Here is a 20,375-nt window from a genome sequence, read left to right on the forward strand (position 1 = left end):
GGGCGCGTTGCACGCACTGACACCCAACATCGCCGCAACAACCGCGGCCACCACAGACCTAGCGTTGCGGCGGGACATCTGACGGACCAGTGGGCAGCAGCAGCGGCTCGGGCGAGGCGCTGGGTTCGGCAGCAATGTCGGGCACCACACCTGCATCGGCGAGCGGATTGGCCTGTGCCGGCGCCAGATTGGGTTCGGTTGTGGGCGCGGCTTCGGGCACAGCAAGGTCATCGTTCATGTCCGCTTGCCCGCCGATGACGCTGGCAAGACCCACCAGCAACACCATCGCGCCGATCCCGAACACGCCGACTTGCAACCGCTGTATTGCTTCCGAACGTGCTTGGCCTGCGGATGAAAGCGCATCAGCATCGGTGACATTGCTGCGCACGGCGGCGGTGCTGCGCGCATTCGGCCCAAACAGGCTGCGCTGGTTCATGCGCCGGAGCCGATCGAGCAGCGACGGGCGGTTCATGCAGCACCTGCCGAAGCAGCGTTGCCATCGCGGACAAGCCAGTCAAACACGGGCAGGCCCTTTGCTGCCAGCCATTCGGCATTGTAAAGGGTCGACAGATAACGGAAGCCGGTGTCGCACAGGATTGTCACGACATGCGGGTTGGCGCGCCCCTCTTTCACGAGCTCCTTGCCTAGCGCAACTGCGCCAGCGACGTTGATGCCGGATGACAGGCCAAGACACAGCCCCTCGTCCTTCAGCAGGCGTTCGACCCAGTGCAGACCCTCTTCATCGCCGATGCGGTACTGCGTATCAATCGGCGCCCCTTCAAGGTTGGCGGTGATCCGGCCCTGCCCGATACCCTCGGCCACTGATGACCCCTCGGCCTTCAGTTCGCCATTGGCGTAGTAGTTGTACAGTGCCGCTCCGTGCGGGTCGGTCAGCGCGATGCGGATGTTTTCGTCAAACGCTTTCAACCCCAGCCCGACGCCCGCAATCGTCCCGCCGGTGCCAGCCGCACAGGTGAAACCATCGACGCGCCCGTCAAGCTGCTCCCAGATTTCAGGCGCGGTGCCTTCGATATGGGCGCGGCGGTTGGCAATGTTGTCGAACTGGTTCGCCCACACTGCGCCCGGTGTTTCTTCAGCCAGCCGGCGCGAGGTATGAACGAAGTGACCGGCATCGGCGAACTTGGTCGGTGGCACCAGAACCAGTTCGGCGCCCAGCGCCCGCAACGTGTCCATCTTTTCCTTGGACTGGTTGTCGGGCATGACGATGATCGTCTTGTAGCCGCGCGCATTGGCGACCAGCGCAATGCCGATCCCGGTGTTACCGGCGGTGCCTTCGACCACAGTACCGCCGGGCTGCAGTTCCCCGCGGCTTTCGGCATCACGAATGATCCAAAGCGCGGCGCGGTCCTTGACCGACGAGCCGGGGTTGGCAAATTCGCACTTCCCGTAGATGTCGCAACCCGCAGCAGCGCTGGGGCCGGCAAGGCGGACAAGAGGTGTGTTACCGATCAGTGCGAGCGTATCGCCAATAGGACGTGTAATGTTCATGGCGCTGAATTAGGCGCTCGTGCGGTCCGGGGCAACGCAGAAGTCCGCTGCACCCGGAAAGCCAGCCTTGCCTTCAGCCCAGGGATCAGTCTTCGGGTGCGATTGTCACGTGCAGGCCATCAAGTGCGGGCGTCAGAGGCACCTGACACGACAGGCGGCTGTTTTCGGTGCGGTGGTCCGAGGATTCGAGAAGATCATCCTCATCTTCGCTCATCGCGGGCATCCTGTCTGCGAAAGCCGGGTCGACGTGGATATGGCACGTCGCGCACGAACAGCATCCGCCGCACAAAGCCAGCAATTCGTCAAACCCATTGTCACGGATCGCTTCCATCACGGTAAGTCCGTCCTTAACGGAAATCTCGCTGGTTTCGCCTTCGCGGTTGGTGACGACCAGTCTGGGCATGGATCGAAGTTCCTTTTGAGCTATTGGACACAGGGTCTTGCGCTGCGCGTATGACTGCGGCTGCTAAGATACTCTTAGGGCCAAGGCAAGTTAAGGACGGTGCCAGTGGGACTCACTACGGAAAAATTGCACGACGATCTGAACGCATTGGCCGCGCGGGAGCCATATCTGGCATCGGCGTTGAAAAGGGTCGGTTATCCCGATGCGCGTATTCGGGAACCGGGGTTTGCCACGATGCTGCGGACGATCATCGGCCAGCAGGTTTCGGTCGCATCGGCGGAATCGGTCTGGAACAAGCTGGAAGCCGAACTCGGCACCGACTTTGTCCCTTCCGCTTTGCTTGAACGTGATTTCGACACCTTGCGCGCATGCGGCCTGTCGCGTCAGAAACAGGGATACGCCCGGTCACTGTGCGAACTGGCGCATTCGGGCGAGCTCGATTTTGGCACCCTGCCCGCTGATGATGAAAAGGCGATTGCCCTGCTGACACGGATCAAGGGGATCGGGCGCTGGTCGGCGGAAATCTATCTGCTGTTTGCCGAAGGTCGCCCCGATATCTGGCCCGCTGGCGATCTGGCTGTGCAGGAAGGGGTCAAACGGCTGCTCAACCTTGAAGAACGCCCCGGTGAAAATGTGACCCGCCGGCTGGCCGAACCGTGGTCGCCCCAACGCGGGAGCATGGCGATCTTCACTTGGCATTTCTACGCCAACCCGGCGCTGTGAAGCGTGATTGCTTGAATACGGTCTCTTTGTGTATTATTGTTACAACACACCAACAACAATTTTGCAGCCTTGGGGGCAATAAGAAATGCGGCCATTCCATCATTTCCGCAGTCTGTGTCTGATTTCGGCAGCAGTCTCGGCGCTGGCTCTACCCGCCGCCGGGCACGCCGATAACCACGCTGCCAACAACGGAACCACCATGACCACCACCGCCGAAGCCGCCCCTCTGATCCCGCGCGATGCCTTGTTCGGCAATCCCGTCCGTGCCGGCGGCCAGATCAGCCCGGATGGCAAATGGTTGAGCTGGCTTGCACCCAAGGAAGGCGTGCTCAACATCTGGATCGCGCCAGTCAGCAACCCCGATGATGCTCGCGCGCTCACCAGCGCGACCGACCGCCCCATACGCCAGCATTTCTGGTCGCCCGATGCCAGTTCGGTAATGTACATCCAGGACAAGGGCGGGGACGAGAATTTCCTGCTCTACGGGATCAACGTCGCCACCGGTGCCGAGACCAACCTCACCCCGTTCGAAAAGACCCGCGTGCAGATCATCGGCGCTTCGACGACGATGAAGGACAAGGTGCTGCTGGGCCTCAATAACCGTGACCCGCGCTTCCACGATGTCCACCTGCTTGATCTGAACACCGGTGAGCTGACCAAGGTGCTCGAAAATCCGGGCTATGCCGGGTTCATGGCCGATGACACGCTGACCCTGCGCATGGCGATGCGCCAGAATGCGGCCGGCGGCACCGATTATTTCCGCGTTGAGAACAACGTGGTCGCGGCCGAGCCGTTTGAAACCACCGCGATGGAAGATTCGCTGACCACCTCGCCCGCCGGCTACACATCGGATGGCAGCACGCTCTACTGGATCGACAGCCGCGGCCGCAACACCGCCGCGCTGATCGCGCAGGACAGCGCCACGGGCGACAAGCGCGTCATCGCGGAAGATGCCAAGGCCGACATCGGCGGCACCCTTCGCGATCCCGTAACCGGCGTGGTCGAAGCCTACGCCGTCAACTACCTCAAGAACGAATGGACCGCGATCGATCCCGAAATCGGCGCATCGCTCGATTGGCTGGAAACCAAACTCGAAGGCCAGTTCGGCGTCGCCAGCCGTACGGAGGATGACAGCATCTGGATCGTCGCCAACGACCCACTGGTGAAGCCGGCCGCGACCTATATCTACGACCGCAAGGCACATACGCTCACCCCCTTCTACACCTCGCGTCCGGCGCTCGAAGGTGCGCCGCTGCAACCGCTGCACCCGCGCGAAATCACCAGCCGCGACGGGTTGACCCTGCCCTCCTACCTGACCCTGCCGCCCGGCAGCGATGCCGACGGCGACGGCAAGCCCGACAAGCCGGTGCCGATGGTGCTGCTGGTGCATGGCGGGCCGTGGGCGCGCGATGGCTACGGCTTCAATTCCAACCACCAGATGCTCGCCAACCGCGGCTATGCGGTGCTCAGCGTCAACTTCCGCGGCTCGACCGGGTTCGGGAAAGATTTCATCAATGCCGGAAACCTCCAATGGGGTCTCAAGATGCATGACGACCTGATCGACGCAGTCGATTGGGCGATCAGCGAAGGCATTGCCCAAGCCGACAAGGTAGCGATCATGGGCGGCTCCTATGGGGGCTACGCAACGCTCGCGGGGCTCACCATGACGCCGGACAAGTTCGCTTGCGGCGTCGACATCGTGGGCCCGTCGAACCTTGAAACCCTGCTGAAAACGATCCCCCCGTATTGGGAACCTGTGGTCAAGCAGTTCCACGACCGGATGGGGAACCCCAACACTCCCGAAGGCCTTGCGCTGTTGAAGGCGGCCAGCCCGCTCTACAAGGCGGACAAGATCGTCAAGCCGCTGCTGATCGGCCAAGGCGCCAACGATCCGCGCGTGGCGCAGGCGGAAAGCGACCAGATCGTCGCCGCGATGAAGTCTGCCGGGGTCCCGGTGACCTATGTGCTCTATCCCGATGAAGGCCACGGCTTTGCCCGGCCCGAAAACAACATCGCCTTTTATGCCGTCGCCGAGAATTTCCTCGCCGAATGCATCGGCGGGCGTGCCGAGCCGGTGGGCGATGTGCTCAAGCCATCGAGCGCGCAGATCGTCGAAGGGGCCGAGCATGTGAAGGGCCTCGAAGCCGCGCTCGGGGGATAGTTCGACACCGCTGCTGACAAGCGTCCCGCGGCGTTCTAATCAGGTTGCAAACAACAATCTGAGGGGATCTCATGGGACAGCAGCGCAGCATTTTCATCACTGGCGGCGGATCGGGCATTGGCCGGGCCGCCGCCCTCCACTTTGCCGAGGCAGGGTGGTTTGTGGGCGTTGCCGATATCAATGTCGCCGGAATGGACGAGACACTCGGCGCCATTGCGGGCGAGGCAAAGTGGGCGGGCCACCTTGATGTGCGCGACCGGGCAGCATGGGACGAATCGCTTGCAGCTTTCGCCGCCGCGGCTGGCGGGCGTATCGATGTGCTGGTCAACAATGCCGGGATTGGCACCGGCGGATCGCTGTCCGAACTCGACCCTGAAGAAATTGACCGTTGCCTTGATATCAACCTGAAGGGCGTGTTGTACGGCGCGCAGGCCGCCTATCCTTATCTCAAGGCCAGCGCGCCGCGTTCCGCCATGGTCAATATTGCCAGCGCCGCCGGGATCGCAGGCTCTGCGGGGATGAGCGTTTATTGCGCCACCAAGTTCGGCGTGCGTGCGGTTTCCGAAAGCCTAGATGCCGAATGGGCGCCCGACAGGATCACGGTGGCTTCCGTCTGCCCAGGCTTCATTGAAACGCCACTGCTGAACGGCACGGGCAACCGCAAATCGAACGAACAGATCCGCGACCGGGTGCGCGCCGCCGGGCTGGAAATCAGTCCGGTTGAACATGTCGCGCAGGCCATCTGGGATGCCGTTCACGGCGATAAACTGGATTACTTCGTTGGCCCCACGTCGCGGCGCATGGCCTTTGCAAAACGCTGGATGCCCGGCAAGGTCAGGAAACAGCTGCGCGCAAGTTCTGGGCCGCTGGGGCGGTAAGCAAGCAGGTTAAATCAGCGCATCTATGGCCCGCGCCATCTTGGCATCGCGCAACGAGAGCCCGCCCGTGTCTCCGGCATCGTGGGTGGTCAGCGTGATATCCACCTTGGCATAGACATTGAACCATTCAGGATGGTGATCATGCGCTTCGGCTATCAGGGCGACACGGCACATGAAGCCCCACGCTTGGGAAAAGTCTGCAAACTGGAACGAGCGTGTGATCGCCTTGCCGTCGCGAGCGAGGCTCCATTCCGGATGGCGGCTGAGCAAGTCATTTACGTCATCGGCTTTGAGTTCGGGGACGGACATCATGGCACTCCGGCAAAAGGGGTCGCTTGTTTGCTGGCCCCCTTTTCCCTAACGCGAAAGCGCAATGCAAGCGCCCTCGCCCATTCTGGTTGCCAACGATCTGGCCTGCAGCCGGGGCGACCGGCTACTGTTTCGGCGCCTGTCCTTTTCGCTTGAGGCTGGCGCGGTGTGCCATGTGACAGGCGCAAACGGTTCGGGTAAGACAACGCTGATCCGCTCCGCGGCAGGTTTGACCACGCCCTTTTCCGGCAGCGTGTCTCGCCGTGGCGACTTGGCGCTGCTTGACGAACGCAGCGGTCTCGATCCCGATCTGCCCTTGGCGAAGGCGCTGGGATTCTGGTTCGGGCTGGACGGTGTGGCCGCCACTGACGCCATCATGGCGCGGTTGCGACTCGATTCCCTGGCCGAGGTGCCGGTACGGTATTTGTCCACCGGTCAGAAAAAGCGCGCCGCGTTGGCCCGCGTGCTGGGTCAGGCCGCGCCTGTCTGGCTTCTGGACGAACCTTTGTCCGGTCTCGACACGGCCTCGCAGGATCTGGTCAGCGAACTTGTGCGCCAACATTGTGCTGGCGGAGGTATTGCGCTGATCGCGTCGCACCAACCGCTTGATGTGCCGGGCATGACCAGCTTCGCGATCGAAGATTTTGCTCCGGCTGAGGAGCAAGACGGATGATTGTCGCGCTGCTTCGCCGTGATCTTGCGCAGTTCTTCCCTTTTACCGGCAGCGGTGCTGCGCTTCCAGTGGTGTTCTTCGTCGCAGTGGCGATGCTGTTTCCCTTTGCGGTTGGGCCGGATGCCAACGTGCTCGCCAAGACAGGCGGCGGGGTGGTGTGGATCGCGGCGTTGCTGGCAGCGATCCTGCCCCTGGAAAAGCTGGTAGCCCGCGATATCGATTTGGGATTCTTCGACCAATTGAAGCTGCGTGGGATGGCCGAAGAGGCAATGATGGCCGTGCGCCTTCTGGCGCACTGGCTCAGCTTTGGCCCGCCGCTGGTACTGGCGGCCTTTCCCGCCGCCGCGCTGCTTAGAATTGAGGGCGAGCCGTTTCAGATCCTGCTGCTGGGTCTGTTGGCAGGCACGCCGGGCCTCGCTGCCATCGGACTGATGATCGCCGCTTTGACCGCCTCCCTGCGCGCAGGCGCGGCGCTTTCGGGCTTACTTCTGATCCCGCTCGCCCTGCCGATCCTGATTTTCGGTGCCGGCGCGCTCGCCCGTCAGGATCAGACGAGCCTTGGCTTCGTAGCCGCGATCAGCCTCGCGCTGGTGGCACTTGCGCCCTTCGCCGCAGGGGCAGCAATCCGGGCGGCAAGAGAGAATTAGTCCCTCAAATCACCTACCTGTCGGCCCCGACGTATTTGCAGTGATACGTTGAACCTATGAGCCAACTTCAAACACAAGCGGCCCGAATTACACGTAAGGCGGAAAGTCGCGCCCTGTCGGGCTTTTGGTGAAAATCTCGTTCCCGGTTTCGGTGATTGCGATCGAATGTTCGAACTGCGCGCTCAGACTCTTGTCGCGCGTCACCGCAGTCCACCCGTCGCCCAGCACCTTGGCCCATGGCTTGCCGAGGTTGATCATCGGTTCGATGGTGAAGAACATCCCGGGCTTCAGCTCGGGCCCCGTGCCAGCCTTGGCGGCGTGGACGACTTCGGGCGCGTCATGGAACAGGCGGCCAAGACCATGCCCGCAAAACTCGCGCACCACGCCGTAGCGGAACTGGTTCGCATGGGCTTCAATCGCGGCGCCAATATCCCCCAGCCGGGCGCCGGGCTGCGCCGCCGCGATGCCAAGCATCAGGCATTCATAGGTTACTTCGACCAGCTTGCGCGCCTTCAGCGAAGGCTCACCAGCATAGAACATCCGCGACGTATCGCCGTGCCAGCCATCGACCAAAGGCGTCACGTCGATGTTGAGGATGTCGCCATCCTTCAACACCTTGTCGCCCGGAATTCCGTGGCAAATCACATGGTTGATCGAAATGCAGGACGAATGCGCATAACCGCGATAGCCCAATGTCGCAGGCACCGCGCCTGCATCCAGCATCATGGCGCGCACCGCGTCATCGATGCTGCCGGTGGTGACACCGGGCTTCACCAGATCGGCGCAGGCATCCAGGATCTCGGCTGCCAGCCGCCCTGCCTTGCGCATGGCTTCGAAGCCCTCGGCCGAATGCAGCTTGATGCTGCCGTCGCGATAGACGGTCTCATCGCCGTCAACGAGTTGGTAATCGTGCATGTCCGCTACATAGCGATGCTGCGCGCAAAAAGCTACGTCCCCAACGCGAAGGCTGCCTTGTATTCAGGTTTGACCGCCGCGAGCACGGCCGCGTTCACCGGCATGGTCACCTCGTAATCCCCTTCGGCGTAGGAACCTGCCACGTAAGGCGCAGCGATCAATCCGATGCGATCGAATGCCTGCTTGTCCGATGATCCCACCAGCACCGTCAGATCGGCAATCGGCGGGCAGGGGAAAAACCCGTCGTCGCTGTATTCTTCGCCCAGGCGTTTTGTCCGCTGCGCCTTTAGCGCCTTGCACCACGCAGCGCCCAGCGCATCCTGCAATGCTGCAGGTGACCGGAACATCGCCGCAGGTTTGATTGCCGCATTCTTTTCGCGGTCCCATACCAAGGCGTCATGCGCGCTGTTGCCGTGCGCACCGCCGGTGTAGGCGTAGAAACTTGCCGAGAGCGACAGGAACCGGGGAAGGTCTGCTACGACTTCCCACGTTTTTCCAAACCCGCGGTTTACACAGGCGATGCAATCGCTGTTTCCGTATTCGGCGATCGCCTCTGTCCAATCGGCCTTTTGTTCGGCCAGAAGCTTGTCTCGCTCGGCGGTGAACTGTTTGGCAAGCAATGGGACGGCGGACACCTCGGCAGGCCAGGCATAGCCAAATTCGCGCTTGGCCTCTCCTTGGCTGGCATTGTCGGAGAATGTCACTTTGGTTGCATCGGGAGCAGCCGGCGCGGGCGGCATGGGCGGTTCGGGCGTATCCGCCTGCTGCGCAGCCTGCATTTCGCGGGGCACCGGTTCCGGCTCCGCGCATCCAGCAAGCATCGCCCCCAGCAACAGCACGATGGCCGCTACCGATCCTGCGTGGACTTGCTGGATCATGCCAGCAACGCCAGAACGGTGTTCCACGTGAAACATTGCAATGCGCATCGTACTCTCCTTCGGCGCGGCCGAATCTGCTGGTGACATTCGGCACAGGCGGATTATGGAGCAGGTATGAGCGAACCCAAAGCACTGATCCGGCCCGATCGCGGCGAGGATGCGATTGCCATTCATCTGGTCAACAAGGATGGCTATGACACGTTTGCCAAGGGGCTGACAGCCGGCCAGCGCGCCGCCCTGGCCGCCCAGAAATTCGATGGAAGCGGGTATCAGGTCGGTATCGTGCCCGATGGCGACAGCTGGTTTGCCGTAGGCGGCGTTGCCAATCCTGAAAGCCTGTCGAGCTGGTGCTTGGCCAAACTTGCCGAAGAACTTCCCGAAGGCGTCTACCGCGTAGCGACCACCGATCCTGGGTCCGCGATGTTTGGTTGGATTACAGGTCAGTACCGCTTTGCCCGGTACAAAAACGACGACAAGGCCCCTGCGCCTCGTATCTTGGTCACAACGCAGGTCGGGCAGATCGACGCGGCGACCGCCGAGGCCGAATCCGAATGCCTTGTACGCGATCTCGTCAATACGCCGCCCGAGGATATGGGCCCAGCCGCGCTCGAAGCCGAATGTGAACGGCTCGCCAAGGTGCACAAGGCTGATCTGACCGTGGTGCGCGGAGATGCTTTGGAACAAGGCTATCCGATGGTTCATGCCGTAGGCCGAGCAGCGGCACGCCACCACGCACCGCGGTTGATGCATCTGGTCTGGGGCGATGCGGCAGATCCGGTGCTTGCGATCGTTGGCAAGGGCGTATGCTTTGATTCCGGTGGTCTCAACATCAAGCCAGGTGCCGGTATCCGGTTGATGAAAAAGGACATGGGCGGTGCAGCCCACGCCTTGGCGTTGGCAGGGCTTGTCATGGGCGCGGGATTGAAAGTGCGGCTGCATCTGCTGATCCCCGCGGTGGAAAACGCGGTTTCCGGCAACGCCTTCCGGCCCGGCGACGTGCTGCAAAGCCGCAAGGGGCTGACGGTCGAAATCGACAACACCGATGCCGAAGGGCGCTTGATCTTGGGTGACGCGCTGACCCGGGCAAGCGAGGAGGACCCTGACCTGATCGTTGACTTTGCCACGCTGACCGGTGCTGCTCGCGTGGCTTTGGGCCCAGACCTGCCTGCGCTGATGGCGCGGCGCGATGAAACGGCGGATGCCTTCCTTGCGGCGGGCAAGGCCCATGACGATGCCGGTTGGCGATTGCCGCTGCACGAACCTTACCGCGAATATCTCGCCTCGGACGTGGCCGACATGGCAAACTCTGCCAATAACCCCTTTGCCGGAGCAAGTGTTGCAGGCTTGTTTCTGGACCGGTTCGTCGGCGAAGGTATCGACTGGGTGCATTACGATACCTTCGCGTGGAGCCCGGTATCAAAGCCGGGGCGCGCCCGCGGCGGACGGGGACTGGGGCTGCGCGCATCGTGGCATGCAATCCGCGCCCGCTATGGCCAATGACACAAGGCGTGCGCTTGCTCCGCGGGCCGCTTGCCGCTAACGGGCCTGCCACGCGGTCGCCGGGCTTGGCGCGCGCGGGATATTCGGGGCCAACGGAACGACGATGAGCGGCGCGGCGCGCGACACCACCGACTATGCAGTGCCTGCGGGTGTGCTGGGTCTGAAAGGCCCGGTCGAAAAGCCCGCGCCCGGCACCTTGCCATTGCGCGGCGATCTGGCACACATGGCGCTGGCCGAAACGCACTTGGCGGCGCACTATGTCATACCCCACCACAGGACGGTGGGTGCGGCCGGAGTCGGCCTGCGCCTGTCCCCGCGCGATGATGCCGAAGTTTTCACCACACTTGCCGCGCGAAGCCGCTTCGAACTTCTAGATGTGGCCGGTGATTGGGTTTGGGGATGCCCCAGCCCAAGCGGCCCGACAGGTTGGTGCCGGGCCAGTGAACTCGCGCCAGAGGAAGCCTAGGCATGGCCATTCGCCTGTTCATCGACGGTGCGGCAGGCACCACCGGCCTTGAAATTCGTGAGCGTCTGAAAGGACGGAGCGAATTTGAACTGCTGCTGCTCGATGATGCGCAGCGCAAAGATGAAAACGCACGCCGCGATGCGCTCCACGCTGCCGATATCGCGATCCTGTGCCTTCCGGACGATGCGGCCAAGGAAGCGGCGAAGCTGGCAGCAGGTTCAGGCACCCGCATCATAGACGCTTCCAGCGCGCATCGGGTGGCTGACGGTTGGCGCTACGGCTTCCCCGAACTTGTCGGCCGCGATACGATTGCCGATGCGCAGTTGGTTAGCAACCCGGGGTGCTATCCCACGGGCTTTCTCGGTCTGATCGCGCCGCTGGTGCGCGCCGGGCTTTTGCCGGCTGACTGGCCCTACACAATCAATGCCGTCAGCGGTTATTCCGGCGGCGGCAATGCGCTGATTGCGCGCTTTGAATCCGCTGATGCGCCCGCTTACCGCGCCTATGGGTTTGATATGGCGCACAAACATCTTCCGGAAATGAAGCGGTACGCGGACCTGCGCCACGACGTGATTTTTTCCCCTGCAGTGGTCCCTGCCTATCGCGGGATGGTGGTTGAGATCCCCCTTCATCTCGGAGCGATGCCGGGCTCACCCGACGCTGGCCGTTTGCGTGCGTCGTTGCGTGATTTCTATGAAGGCTCGCAGATCGTTAAGGTCGGCGATGACGGCGCAGTCAACGAGCTGCTGCTCGATCGCTCTACGCCAGCCTCGGACGAAATGTCGCTGTATGTCTTTGCCAATCAGGGGGGATGGCACGCGCGGCTTGTCGCCGTGCTCGACAACCTCGGCAAAGGGGCATCAGGCGCTGCGATCCAGAACCTCAACGTCATGTGCGGCCTGCCCGAAACCACCGGCCTGCGCTTGGGTAATGCTTAAAATTTAGGCAAGGCTCGATCATATGCTGTGCACCCATTGCGCAGCGCACCATAATCTTGCTAACCGGGCTTTTCCGGCGAAAGACATCCTGCCCTTTGAGTCTTCAAGCGGCAACGATCGTTCGCAGCCACCACCTTAGAGCTTGGCACGGTTCTTGTTTAGAATCGGTCAGCAATCCAGCCAGGCGCGGATGGGGACGACGTGAAAAAGATCGAAGCGATCATCAAACCTTTCAAGCTCGATGAGGTGAAGGAGGCGCTGCATGAAATCGGCGTTTCTGGCATCACCGTTACCGAAGCGAAGGGCTTTGGCCGCCAGAAAGGCCACACCGAACTGTATCGCGGGGCCGAATACGTTGTCGATTTCCTTCCCAAGGTCAAACTTGAAGTGGTCGTCACCGACGATCAAGCCGAACGCGTGGTCGAAGCGATCGCGGCGGCCGCACAGACCGGCCGCATCGGCGATGGCAAGATTTTCGTCACCGCGATCGAAAGCGCGCTGCGTATCCGTACCGGCGAAACGAACGACGACGCGATCTGATTTTCCACCCTCTCCTGCGCGCCAAACCGGTGCGCTGGCACGACACTACCTGGAGGCAATACCAAAATGTCGAAAGCAAAAGACGTCCTGAAGCTGATCAAGGACGAGGAAATCGAATGGGTCGACCTGCGCTTTACCGATCCCAAGGGCAAGTGGCAGCATCTGACCATGGTCGCCAGCATCATGGGCGAAGACGAGCTTGAAGATGGTCTGATGTTCGATGGTTCGTCGATTGCCGGCTGGAAGGCGATCAACGAATCTGACATGATCCTGAAGCCGGACCTGACCGAAACCTGGGTCGATCCTTTCAGCGCCACCCCGATGCTGATCATCAACTGCGATATTGTCGAACCGTCGACAGGCGACTGGTACAGCCGCGACCCGCGCACCACCGCGAAGCGCGCTGAAGTATACCTGAAGTCCACCGGCATCGGCGACACCGTCTATGTCGGCCCCGAAGCCGAGTTCTTCATGTTTGACGATGTGCGCTTTGAAGACGGTTACGCCGGTTCGGGCTTTGCCATCGACGACATCGAATTGCCGGGTAATTCGAGCAAGGAATACGAACAGGGCAACATGGCGCACCGTCCGCGCGCCAAGGGTGGATATTTCCCCGTCGCGCCGGTTGACAGCGCGGTCGATATTCGTGCCGAAATGGTATCCACCATGCTCGAAATGGGCCTGCCTTGCGACAAGCATCACCACGAAGTTGCCGCTGCTCAGCACGAATTGGGCCTGACCTTCGGCACGCTGGTGCAAACCGCTGACCGGATGCAGATCTACAAGTATGTCGTGCATCAGGTTGCCCACGCCTATGGCAAGACGGCAACCTTCATGCCCAAGCCGATCAAAGCGGACAACGGGTCGGGGATGCACACTCACATCTCGATCTGGAAGGATGGCAAGCCGATGTTCGCTGGCACCGAATATGCCGGTCTGTCGGAAATGTGCCTGTATTTCATCGGCGGCGTCATCAAGCACGCCAAGGCGCTGAACGCCTTCACCAACCCGACAACCAACAGCTACAAGCGGCTGGTGCCGGGCTTCGAAGCGCCGGTGCTGCTCGCCTATTCGGCGCGCAACCGTTCGGCCTCTTGCCGCATCCCTTACGGCAGCGGCGACAAGGCAAAGCGCGTGGAATTCCGCTTCCCCGATGCGATGGCCAACCCCTACCTGTGCTATTCGGCGTTGCTGATGGCGGGTCTCGATGGAATCGAAAACAAGATCCATCCGGGCGAAGCCATGGACAAGAACCTGTATGACCTGCCGCCGGCCGAACTTGCCGAAGTGCCGACAGTGTGCGGCAGCTTGCGCGAGGCGCTGGATTCGCTCGCCGCCGATCACGAATTCCTGCTCAAGGGCGACGTGTTCACCAAGGACCAGATCGAAGCCTATGCCGAGTTGAAGTGGGAAGAGGTGATCCGCACCGAAACCACCCCTTGCCCGGTCGAATACGACATGTACTATTCCATGTAAGCCGTGACGGGCCGTGCCTTGCTGGCGCGGCCTGTTGTCAAACCTGCAAAGGGCCGCCCGGGGAACCGTGCGGCCTTTTTGCGATTGTTCTGCCTAACCCCAGGCTGCGGATGCGCCCGCCCCGCTTCTGACACGACGAGATATTGCATGACCGAGACGATTCTACTTGTGGCCGGTGGCCTGGTTTTGCTGGCTTTGGGCGGAGAGTTCTTGGTTCGCGGCGCGGTTGGCATGGCGGCACGGCTCGGGATTTCCCCCCTGCTGGCCGGATTGACAATTGTCGGGTTCGGCACGTCGATGCCAGAGCTTGCAACCAGCGTGCAGGCAGCCATGGCCGGCGCGCCCGGCATTGCGATCGGCAATGTCGTGGGATCGAACATTGCCAATATCCTACTGATTTTGGGTGTGTCGGCGCTGATCCTTCCGCTTGCCGTGAACCCCAAATCTTTCAAGCGCGACTCAATTGCATTGGGCGGCAGCGCGCTGTTGTGCACGGGTGCCGTTCTGCTTGGTATCATCGGGCTTTTGCCGGGGATCGTGTTGCTCGCCTGCCTCGTGGGATACCTGTGGTACGCCTACAAGTCGGAAAGCGCCGCGAATGATGACGAATGCCATCGCCATGAAGCAGAAGCTGCAGACCGTCCGGTGCCGCCCGGCACCAGTCCGGTCATCCTTATCGGGATGATCGTGGCCGGGCTGGCGGCAGCGGTGTTTGGCGCAGGTTTGCTGGTTGACGGAGCGACCGTTCTTGCCAGTGCGGCGGGCGTTTCGGAAAGTGTGATCGGCCTGACGGTGGTTGCTATCGGCACGTCGCTGCCGGAACTGATTGCATGCGTCGTCGCGGTTCTGCGCAAACATGCAGATGTGGCGCTTGGCAATGTGGTGGGATCAAACATCTACAACACGCTGGGCATTCTCGGCACAACTGCCGTGATCCATCCCATTGCCATACCGGCAGAGATTGTACGCTTCGACATCTGGTTCATGCTTGGCGTGACCATGCTTTTGCTTGTGCAATTGCGCAGCGGATGGCGCCTCTCACGGATTGAGGGCGGCCTGTTGGTGGCGCTTTACGCTGGTTACACGGTGTTGCTGGCCACACGTTGAGACATTGGTGCAACACGTCAAAAAACATTCGGATTTGCCTTGAAAAGCGAATTGTAAGAATGGTTTGAACCGTTAGCATCCTCTCCATCCGCCGTACTGCCGGCTGTCCCGATGGAGAAATTGCATGAAAACGTCGTCTGTCTCGCGCCGCCGTCTGATGATCGGCACAGGCATCGCCGCCTTGTCGATCGCTGCAACCGCTACGCCGGCCTTGGCAGTCGTACCCAACGAAACGACCACGTCGGACGAAATTGTCGACACCGAAGATGAATTTCCCGGCGTCGGTACGATCATCACCAACGTACCCGGAACCTTCGGAATCGGCATCTGCACCGGATCGCTCATCAATCCGCGCACCGTGCTGTTTGCCGCGCACTGCGTGAACGACGTTCCTGAAACCGCCTACGACGGTGAACAGCTGCGCGCGGTTGTGTCGTTCAATGTCAATGCGCTTCCCGGCATCCAAAGCTGGTTTGCCAACGGACAGACCAACACCGCCTTGTCGGCCTTCAACGTCAATCGCATTTTCTATGACAGCCGCTCGCTCGAAGATGCAGCAGGCGGCGGTTTCCTTGAAGCTGACATCGCGTTGGCGAGCCTTGATACGCCCGCGGCCGGCATCCCAACCTGGGCGATGCTTTTCACAACCTTACCCGCGCCCGAAACGATCGATCCGGTTCGCGGGACAGGCTATCATGTCAACATCGTCGGTTATGGCGGCACGGGTACGGCCACTGGCGGCGTTGCAGGTCAGATCGATTTCCGCCGCCGTGCAGCGGAAAACATGCTGGGCGGTTTCAACTCGCTCGATGATCGCAACGATTTCCTGTTCGGCCCTGCCCCCGCTTTCCTGCCGCAGAATTTGTACGTGGTCGACTTCGATTCGCAGAACCGCAGCTCCCCGTTCGATTTCAATGTTCACCGTGACGATGCGCTTCCCAACGAAGGCATCACTGCTGGTGGCGATTCCGGCGGGCCGCTGATCCTTGATGCAGCGAACAACGCGCTGACGGATGAAGATCTTGTGATCGGTGTCCTTTCAGGCGGATCGCGTTTCTTCGGCCCCCAGCCGTTTAGCACGCTGGGAACCACAAGCTTCTATCAGCCCCTGTCGCTGTACTGGCAGTACATCGTCGCCAACAATCCCTACCGCTATGTCGGCGCTGTGGCTGGCGATGGCAATTGGGAGGACAGCAGCCACTGGGTCACGCAGCTCGACCCGATGTACCGGGTGATCAATTCCGACGGCGCGGTCGTGAACGGCCTGCCGACGACCCCCGAACTGGGGCCGGATGGCACTGACGGCGATTTCGGTCAGATCTGCTTTGAATTGCCCAGCTTCAACGAATGCCTTGACACTGCGACAGGCGAATTGCTCGACACGACGCCTGAACCTGCACCGGCCGATGCTGTCGGCAATGCAACAGGCTTCGTCGCCGCCATTTCCGATAACCGGGGCGTGGCTGATTTCGGTGCGGAAAACACCTCCATGCCCGGTACCTTCACACTGACCGCTGACGGTGCGGCGCTCACAGGCGGTGCTACTGGCGGTACGACGTCGCCGGCTGCTGCTGCGATCGATGCGGCAGAGGAAGATGTCCTGCCCGCTGCGACGCTGGCCAATGGCCTGCCCGGAGCAACCGGTTTCGTGCCGAACAATGTTGATCCCATCGTCAGCGCCGATCCTGCGCTGAACGTTGATCCGCGGTATTACGATGTGACGCTGAGCCAGACCGGTACGACGACGCTGAGCAGCGACGTAACCATCGATCGCCTCACCCTGCGCAACACCGCCGGATTGACGATTGCGGCAACAGGAAGCCTGACTTCGCTGATCGACGTGAACCAGTTCGGCGGGAACCTGAACCTGAACGGCGCCCTAACTTCGGTGGGCGATTACACCTTGTTCGCAGGCATGCTGGGCGGCACGGGCACGATCACGGCGCCGTTTGTTACCAGCATTGCAGGCGCGATTTCGCCCGGCACGATGGGGACTGTGGGAACGCTCACCATCGATGGCAATCTGGTGCTGGCTTCAGGGACATCATACCTTGTCGATTTCAACGCCAGCGGCGCTTCGGATTTGCTCGCAGTAACAGGCGCAGCGGATTTGGGCGGTCGGGTGATGCTTGGCATGGGTCTTCTCTCTCAGGTCAACGGACAGGGCCGCACCTATACGATTCTCACCGCAGAAGATGGCATCACTGGCACTTTTGACCCGGTGACAATTTCAGCCATTCTCAGCCAGACGTTCACCTATCAGGAAGACGCGGTCCTCATGCAGATTGAAGCGGCAAGCTTCAATACGGTCATCGATACCAACAATTCGGTGCAGGCCGCCTACGCCAGGCTCTTCGATCAGAACCGGACAAACGCCGCGCTTGCCGATCTTTACGGGCTTGATTTTGCGACGGCAGATACGATCCGCAGCACCTTCACCAATCTGGCCCCGGTGAATGAGCAAGCCGTGCTGTCTTTGTCCGGGCAGTCGATCAATCTGCTGCAGAACTTCAATGACGCACGCCTGCGCGAAGCTGACAAATCGCGTTCAGGGGGCAAGGTTGCCGTTTCGGGCCGTCCGCTCGATCTGGCGCACATGAGCCTTGCACCAGCAGGCCAACCGCTTGGCGGCGCGCTGATGGCGATGCAGGACGGAAGCGAAACCACCGACATGATGGAGACGAGCCTTCCCGAAAATGTCGGCGTCTTCCTGTCGGGCGGCTATGTTACGGGAGAATTCGACAGCCTGCCGGGCTTTATCCAGCAGACTGATGTTTCGGGCCTGTTCATTGCTGGTGGCATCGAATTCTACCCCGGCGACAACACGATGCTGGGCCTGTCGGGGTACTTCAACTCGCTTGAAGCCGACACGCCGCTCGGCCAGCGCGTCGATAGCGAAACCTATGCCGCTTCGCTCTATATGCGCCATGCCTTTGAAGGCGGTGCTGTGGCTGATGCGCAATTCAGCATGGGCAGCATCGGCTTCGATACGCGCCGCCAAGTACAGTTCCTCGGCGCGGCCCAATCGATTGAATCCTCATCGGATGATCTGCTGGTGTCGGGTGCGTTGGGCTTGTCCTACGATCTTGCAACCAGCTTCGGCACCATCTCCCCTGGTATCGAAGCCCGCTATGCAAGCGTCGATTTGTCGACGGTGCGCGAAACGGGCGGGACAGTTGCCCTGGCGGTCGCGCGCGAGAACTTCACCAGCACCCAGGCCCGCGCCGGGTTGGATTACGAAATGCAGGGCACGGGTGTGATGATCAATGCCACGGCGCAAATGGTGTTCGAACTGGAGGAAGGCCCGCAGCTGCTGGCTGCCAACTTTGTCAACGGAACTGGGGCGAACGCCAATTTCGTGCTCGATACCGCCGATCAGACCTGGGCTGAAATCGGTATCAGTGCGTCGGTAGGTAACGGTCCGCTGCAGTTCAGCCTCGGGGCTGACACCACCATCGGCCGCGAAAGTGCCAATGCACAGGTGATCCGCGGAACCGCCACTTACCGCTTCTGATCAATTCAGAACCCAACGAAAAGGGGCGCGCGCAGAGATGCGGGCGCCCCTTTCTTTGGCGAATTTGTCATCGGAAATCAGCGGGTCGCCAACATACCGCGCCGCCCGACTGCAACAAAGGTGGCCAATAGTGCCAGCGTGTAAAACGAAGTCACCAGATCAAGTGGGGCTGGCGGCGCGGTATAGCCAAGATGCGACAGCATTCCCCAAATCCCGAAAACCAGAAACACCAGTCCATAGCTAATGGCACAGGCTTCAAGATTGACGGCCGTCATCAGTTCATCGCTGGCACGGTAAACCAATACAGACAGAAAGGTCCCTGCCACCAGACCGGCCATCGCCACCGCCAAGGCTGCGCCCTGCGACAACGGCCCATCAGGCGCTGCAAAGGCAAGAGCCGCCAGCGCCACGCCAAACAGCATCATGGCAAGGCCTGACAGAATTAACGTCTTTTTCTGTTCGCGAAGTTCATCGGCATCTTCGACATTCAGAAACTTGGCGCCCAAACCTGGAATGACCGCTCCAAAACCTACCGATAGGCCAATCAAGACATAAAGCACGGCCACCAAAGCGGCGATGGTTGCCGATGCGTCCAAACCGATACCATCGGCGCCTTTGACGCCTTTGATATAGGCAATCATGCCAGCGCTCGCACCAAAGCCGACAACACCGCCAAGCGATGCGGGTATCAATATCTTCTGCACCCAGCGCGGCAGGGAAGATGACGCTGCGGAGGATTTGTCTTCGGACATCATGCTTCAGGCTCCCAATGATCGATAAACAGGTCCGGCACGGTCACACCGAACAATCGTGCCATGCGCAGTGCGAGGGGCAGTGACGGATCGTACTTGTCGGTCTCGACCGCATTAATGGTTTGGCGCGAAACGCCGAGCCGACGGGCGAGTTCGCCTTGGCTCCAGCTGTGTGCTTCGCGGTAATGCTTCACGCGATTTTCCATCGTTTCCTGACCGGACAATCCATGTGTTTTTGTACGGCAGAAACTCAAACGCCGCCTGACAAGAGCTCTTTACAGACAAGAACTCTTGTCAGTCAAGAGCTCTTGTCACCCTAGAACGGAAAACTGTTTTCCTACTCTGGCAAAACGTGCTCAATCGCGTGGCCTCACCCCCTTCAACGGAGGCTTTGCTCTATGGCTTATCACCTGACCGCACCGCTGCTTGCGCTGATCCGCCGCTTTACACCCCTGCCCGCAGCCACCGCAACCCGGCCGCAACAGGTCAGCGCGAAAGGTATCGCGCTTATCAAACAGTTCGAAGGATGTGCCCGTCTGCGTGCCGATGGTATGGTTGAAGCCTACCCCGATCCGGCCACCGGCGCAGAGCCATGGACGATTGGATGGGGTGCGACGGGGCGGGATCATGTCCATGGCGGCCGGATCGGTCGCGGAACCTGTTGGACCCAGCCGCAGTGCGACACGAGGCTCGCGCAGGATCTGACCCGGTATGCTACCGAAGTCGCTGCTGCCATCGGTAATGCGCACACCACGCAGCCGCAATTCGATGCGATGGTCAGCTTCCACTACAACACTGGTGCGATTGCCAGGGCGACGTTGACGCGCAAGCATATCGCTGGCGACCACCCCGGCGCTGCGAGAGAATTTGCACGCTGGAACCGGGCTGGCGGGCGCGTGCTGAAAGGCCTCACCCGTCGCCGCGCCGCCGAAGCCGCGTTGTACGAAAGTCAGTCGCGGTGATTGCTGCTACTTCACCCTGCGCAA

General features: G+C 61.0%; 21 protein-coding genes. 13 read left to right on the forward strand and 8 right to left on the reverse strand.

All coding sequences use genetic code 11. The annotated features are described in order from the left end of the window. Positions 1-58: 58 nt before the first annotated feature. The 3 genes from SJY33_RS08160 to SJY33_RS08170 form a co-directional block, all read right to left on the reverse strand. A complete protein-coding gene (locus SJY33_RS08160) occupies positions 59-472 on the reverse strand; it encodes a hypothetical protein (RefSeq protein ID WP_379922265.1) in 414 nt (137 codons plus the stop codon). Continuing rightward, a complete protein-coding gene (locus tag SJY33_RS08165; protein WP_379922266.1) occupies positions 469-1,509 on the reverse strand; it encodes a cysteine synthase A in 1,041 nt (346 codons plus the stop codon). Before SJY33_RS08165 ends, SJY33_RS08160 begins: the two co-directional genes overlap by 4 nt. 85 nt (positions 1,510-1,594) lie before the next feature. Further along, positions 1,595-1,912 (reverse strand): 2Fe-2S iron-sulfur cluster-binding protein, encoded by a 318-nt coding sequence (locus tag SJY33_RS08170; RefSeq protein ID WP_379922267.1) that lies wholly within the window; start codon positions 1,910-1,912, stop codon positions 1,595-1,597. Positions 1,913-2,017: 105 nt separating this feature from the next. On the opposite strand from SJY33_RS08170, the gene SJY33_RS08175 reads away from it, so the two are divergent. The 3 genes from SJY33_RS08175 (at position 2,018) to SJY33_RS08185 (ending at position 5,674) form a co-directional block, all read left to right on the forward strand. After that, complete coding sequence (locus SJY33_RS08175; RefSeq protein ID WP_379922268.1) at positions 2,018-2,635, forward strand: DNA-3-methyladenine glycosylase family protein; 618 nt, start codon at positions 2,018-2,020, stop codon at positions 2,633-2,635. 85 nt (positions 2,636-2,720) lie between these two features. Next, positions 2,721-4,796, forward strand: coding sequence for a S9 family peptidase (locus tag SJY33_RS08180; RefSeq protein ID WP_379922269.1), 2,076 nt, complete (start codon positions 2,721-2,723; stop codon positions 4,794-4,796). A 71-nt stretch (positions 4,797-4,867) separates the two neighbouring features. Then, entirely contained in the window at positions 4,868-5,674 is an 807-nt protein-coding gene (locus SJY33_RS08185) for an SDR family oxidoreductase (protein WP_379922270.1), read from the forward strand. A 9-nt stretch (positions 5,675-5,683) separates the two neighbouring features. Here SJY33_RS08185 and SJY33_RS08190 read toward each other — a convergent pair whose 3' ends face one another. Beyond that, entirely contained in the window at positions 5,684-5,983 is a 300-nt protein-coding gene (locus SJY33_RS08190) for a 4a-hydroxytetrahydrobiopterin dehydratase (RefSeq protein ID WP_379923553.1), read from the reverse strand. Between the two features lie 64 nt (positions 5,984-6,047). Here SJY33_RS08190 and ccmA point away from each other — a divergent pair, with 64 nt between their 5' ends. Both ccmA and SJY33_RS08200 read left to right on the forward strand, forming a co-directional pair. Then, positions 6,048-6,656, forward strand: a complete 609-nt coding sequence (gene ccmA, locus SJY33_RS08195; protein ID WP_379922271.1) for a heme ABC exporter ATP-binding protein CcmA — start codon at positions 6,048-6,050, stop codon at positions 6,654-6,656. Further along, positions 6,653-7,303, forward strand: a complete 651-nt coding sequence (locus SJY33_RS08200; RefSeq protein WP_379922272.1) for a heme exporter protein CcmB — start codon at positions 6,653-6,655, stop codon at positions 7,301-7,303. Before ccmA ends, SJY33_RS08200 begins: the two co-directional genes overlap by 4 nt. An 87-nt stretch (positions 7,304-7,390) precedes the next feature. Here the strand turns inward: SJY33_RS08200 and map are convergent, their stop codons facing one another. Both map and SJY33_RS08210 read right to left on the reverse strand, forming a co-directional pair. Beyond that, positions 7,391-8,218 carry a type I methionyl aminopeptidase gene (gene map, locus SJY33_RS08205; RefSeq protein ID WP_379922273.1) on the reverse strand — a complete coding sequence of 276 codons (828 nt, stop codon included), beginning with the start codon at positions 8,216-8,218 and terminating at the stop codon, positions 7,391-7,393. 32 nt (positions 8,219-8,250) lie between these two features. Beyond that, on the reverse strand, positions 8,251-9,144 hold the full coding sequence (locus tag SJY33_RS08210; protein WP_379922274.1) for a PdaC/SigV domain-containing protein: 894 nt from the start codon (positions 9,142-9,144) through the stop codon (positions 8,251-8,253). Between the two features lie 66 nt (positions 9,145-9,210). On the opposite strand from SJY33_RS08210, the gene SJY33_RS08215 reads away from it, so the two are divergent. The 7 genes from SJY33_RS08215 (at position 9,211) to SJY33_RS08245 (ending at position 18,637) form a co-directional block, all read left to right on the forward strand. Beyond that, the gene (locus SJY33_RS08215) at positions 9,211-10,596 is read left to right on the forward strand and encodes a leucyl aminopeptidase family protein (RefSeq protein WP_379922275.1); all 1,386 of its coding nucleotides are present in this window, start codon (positions 9,211-9,213) and stop codon (positions 10,594-10,596) included. A 103-nt stretch (positions 10,597-10,699) separates the two neighbouring features. Next, positions 10,700-11,062 carry a hypothetical protein gene (locus SJY33_RS08220; protein ID WP_379922276.1) on the forward strand — a complete coding sequence of 121 codons (363 nt, stop codon included), beginning with the start codon at positions 10,700-10,702 and terminating at the stop codon, positions 11,060-11,062. Between the two features lie 2 nt (positions 11,063-11,064). Next, positions 11,065-12,000: an N-acetyl-gamma-glutamyl-phosphate reductase gene (argC, locus tag SJY33_RS08225; RefSeq protein WP_379922277.1), complete on the forward strand. Its 936-nt coding sequence runs from the start codon at positions 11,065-11,067 to the stop codon at positions 11,998-12,000. Positions 12,001-12,201: 201 nt separating this feature from the next. Further along, positions 12,202-12,540, forward strand: a complete 339-nt coding sequence (locus SJY33_RS08230; RefSeq protein ID WP_379922278.1) for a P-II family nitrogen regulator — start codon at positions 12,202-12,204, stop codon at positions 12,538-12,540. A 66-nt stretch (positions 12,541-12,606) separates the two neighbouring features. Then, complete coding sequence (gene glnA / locus SJY33_RS08235; protein ID WP_379922279.1) at positions 12,607-14,016, forward strand: type I glutamate--ammonia ligase; 1,410 nt, start codon at positions 12,607-12,609, stop codon at positions 14,014-14,016. 147 nt (positions 14,017-14,163) lie between these two features. Further along, on the forward strand, positions 14,164-15,123 hold the full coding sequence (locus tag SJY33_RS08240) for a calcium/sodium antiporter (RefSeq protein ID WP_379922280.1): 960 nt from the start codon (positions 14,164-14,166) through the stop codon (positions 15,121-15,123). A gap of 124 nt (positions 15,124-15,247) precedes the next feature. Beyond that, a complete protein-coding gene (locus SJY33_RS08245; RefSeq protein ID WP_379922281.1) occupies positions 15,248-18,637 on the forward strand; it encodes an autotransporter domain-containing protein in 3,390 nt (1,129 codons plus the stop codon). Between the two features lie 77 nt (positions 18,638-18,714). On the opposite strand, the gene SJY33_RS08250 is transcribed toward SJY33_RS08245, so the two are convergent. Continuing rightward, positions 18,715-19,392, reverse strand: a complete 678-nt coding sequence (locus SJY33_RS08250; protein ID WP_379922282.1) for a hypothetical protein — start codon at positions 19,390-19,392, stop codon at positions 18,715-18,717. Further along, the gene (locus SJY33_RS08255) at positions 19,389-19,595 is read right to left on the reverse strand and encodes a helix-turn-helix transcriptional regulator (protein WP_379922283.1); all 207 of its coding nucleotides are present in this window, start codon (positions 19,593-19,595) and stop codon (positions 19,389-19,391) included. The genes SJY33_RS08250 and SJY33_RS08255 overlap by 4 nt, the downstream gene beginning before the upstream one ends. Before the next feature lie 192 nt (positions 19,596-19,787). Here SJY33_RS08255 and SJY33_RS08260 point away from each other — a divergent pair, with 192 nt between their 5' ends. Continuing rightward, positions 19,788-20,351: a lysozyme gene (locus SJY33_RS08260; RefSeq protein WP_379922284.1), complete on the forward strand. Its 564-nt coding sequence runs from the start codon at positions 19,788-19,790 to the stop codon at positions 20,349-20,351. Positions 20,352-20,375 lie beyond the last annotated feature (24 nt).

The sequence above is a fragment of the Erythrobacter sp. R86502 genome (assembly GCF_042466465.1).
In the GTDB taxonomy this organism is placed as follows: Bacteria; Pseudomonadota; Alphaproteobacteria; order Sphingomonadales; family Sphingomonadaceae; genus Erythrobacter.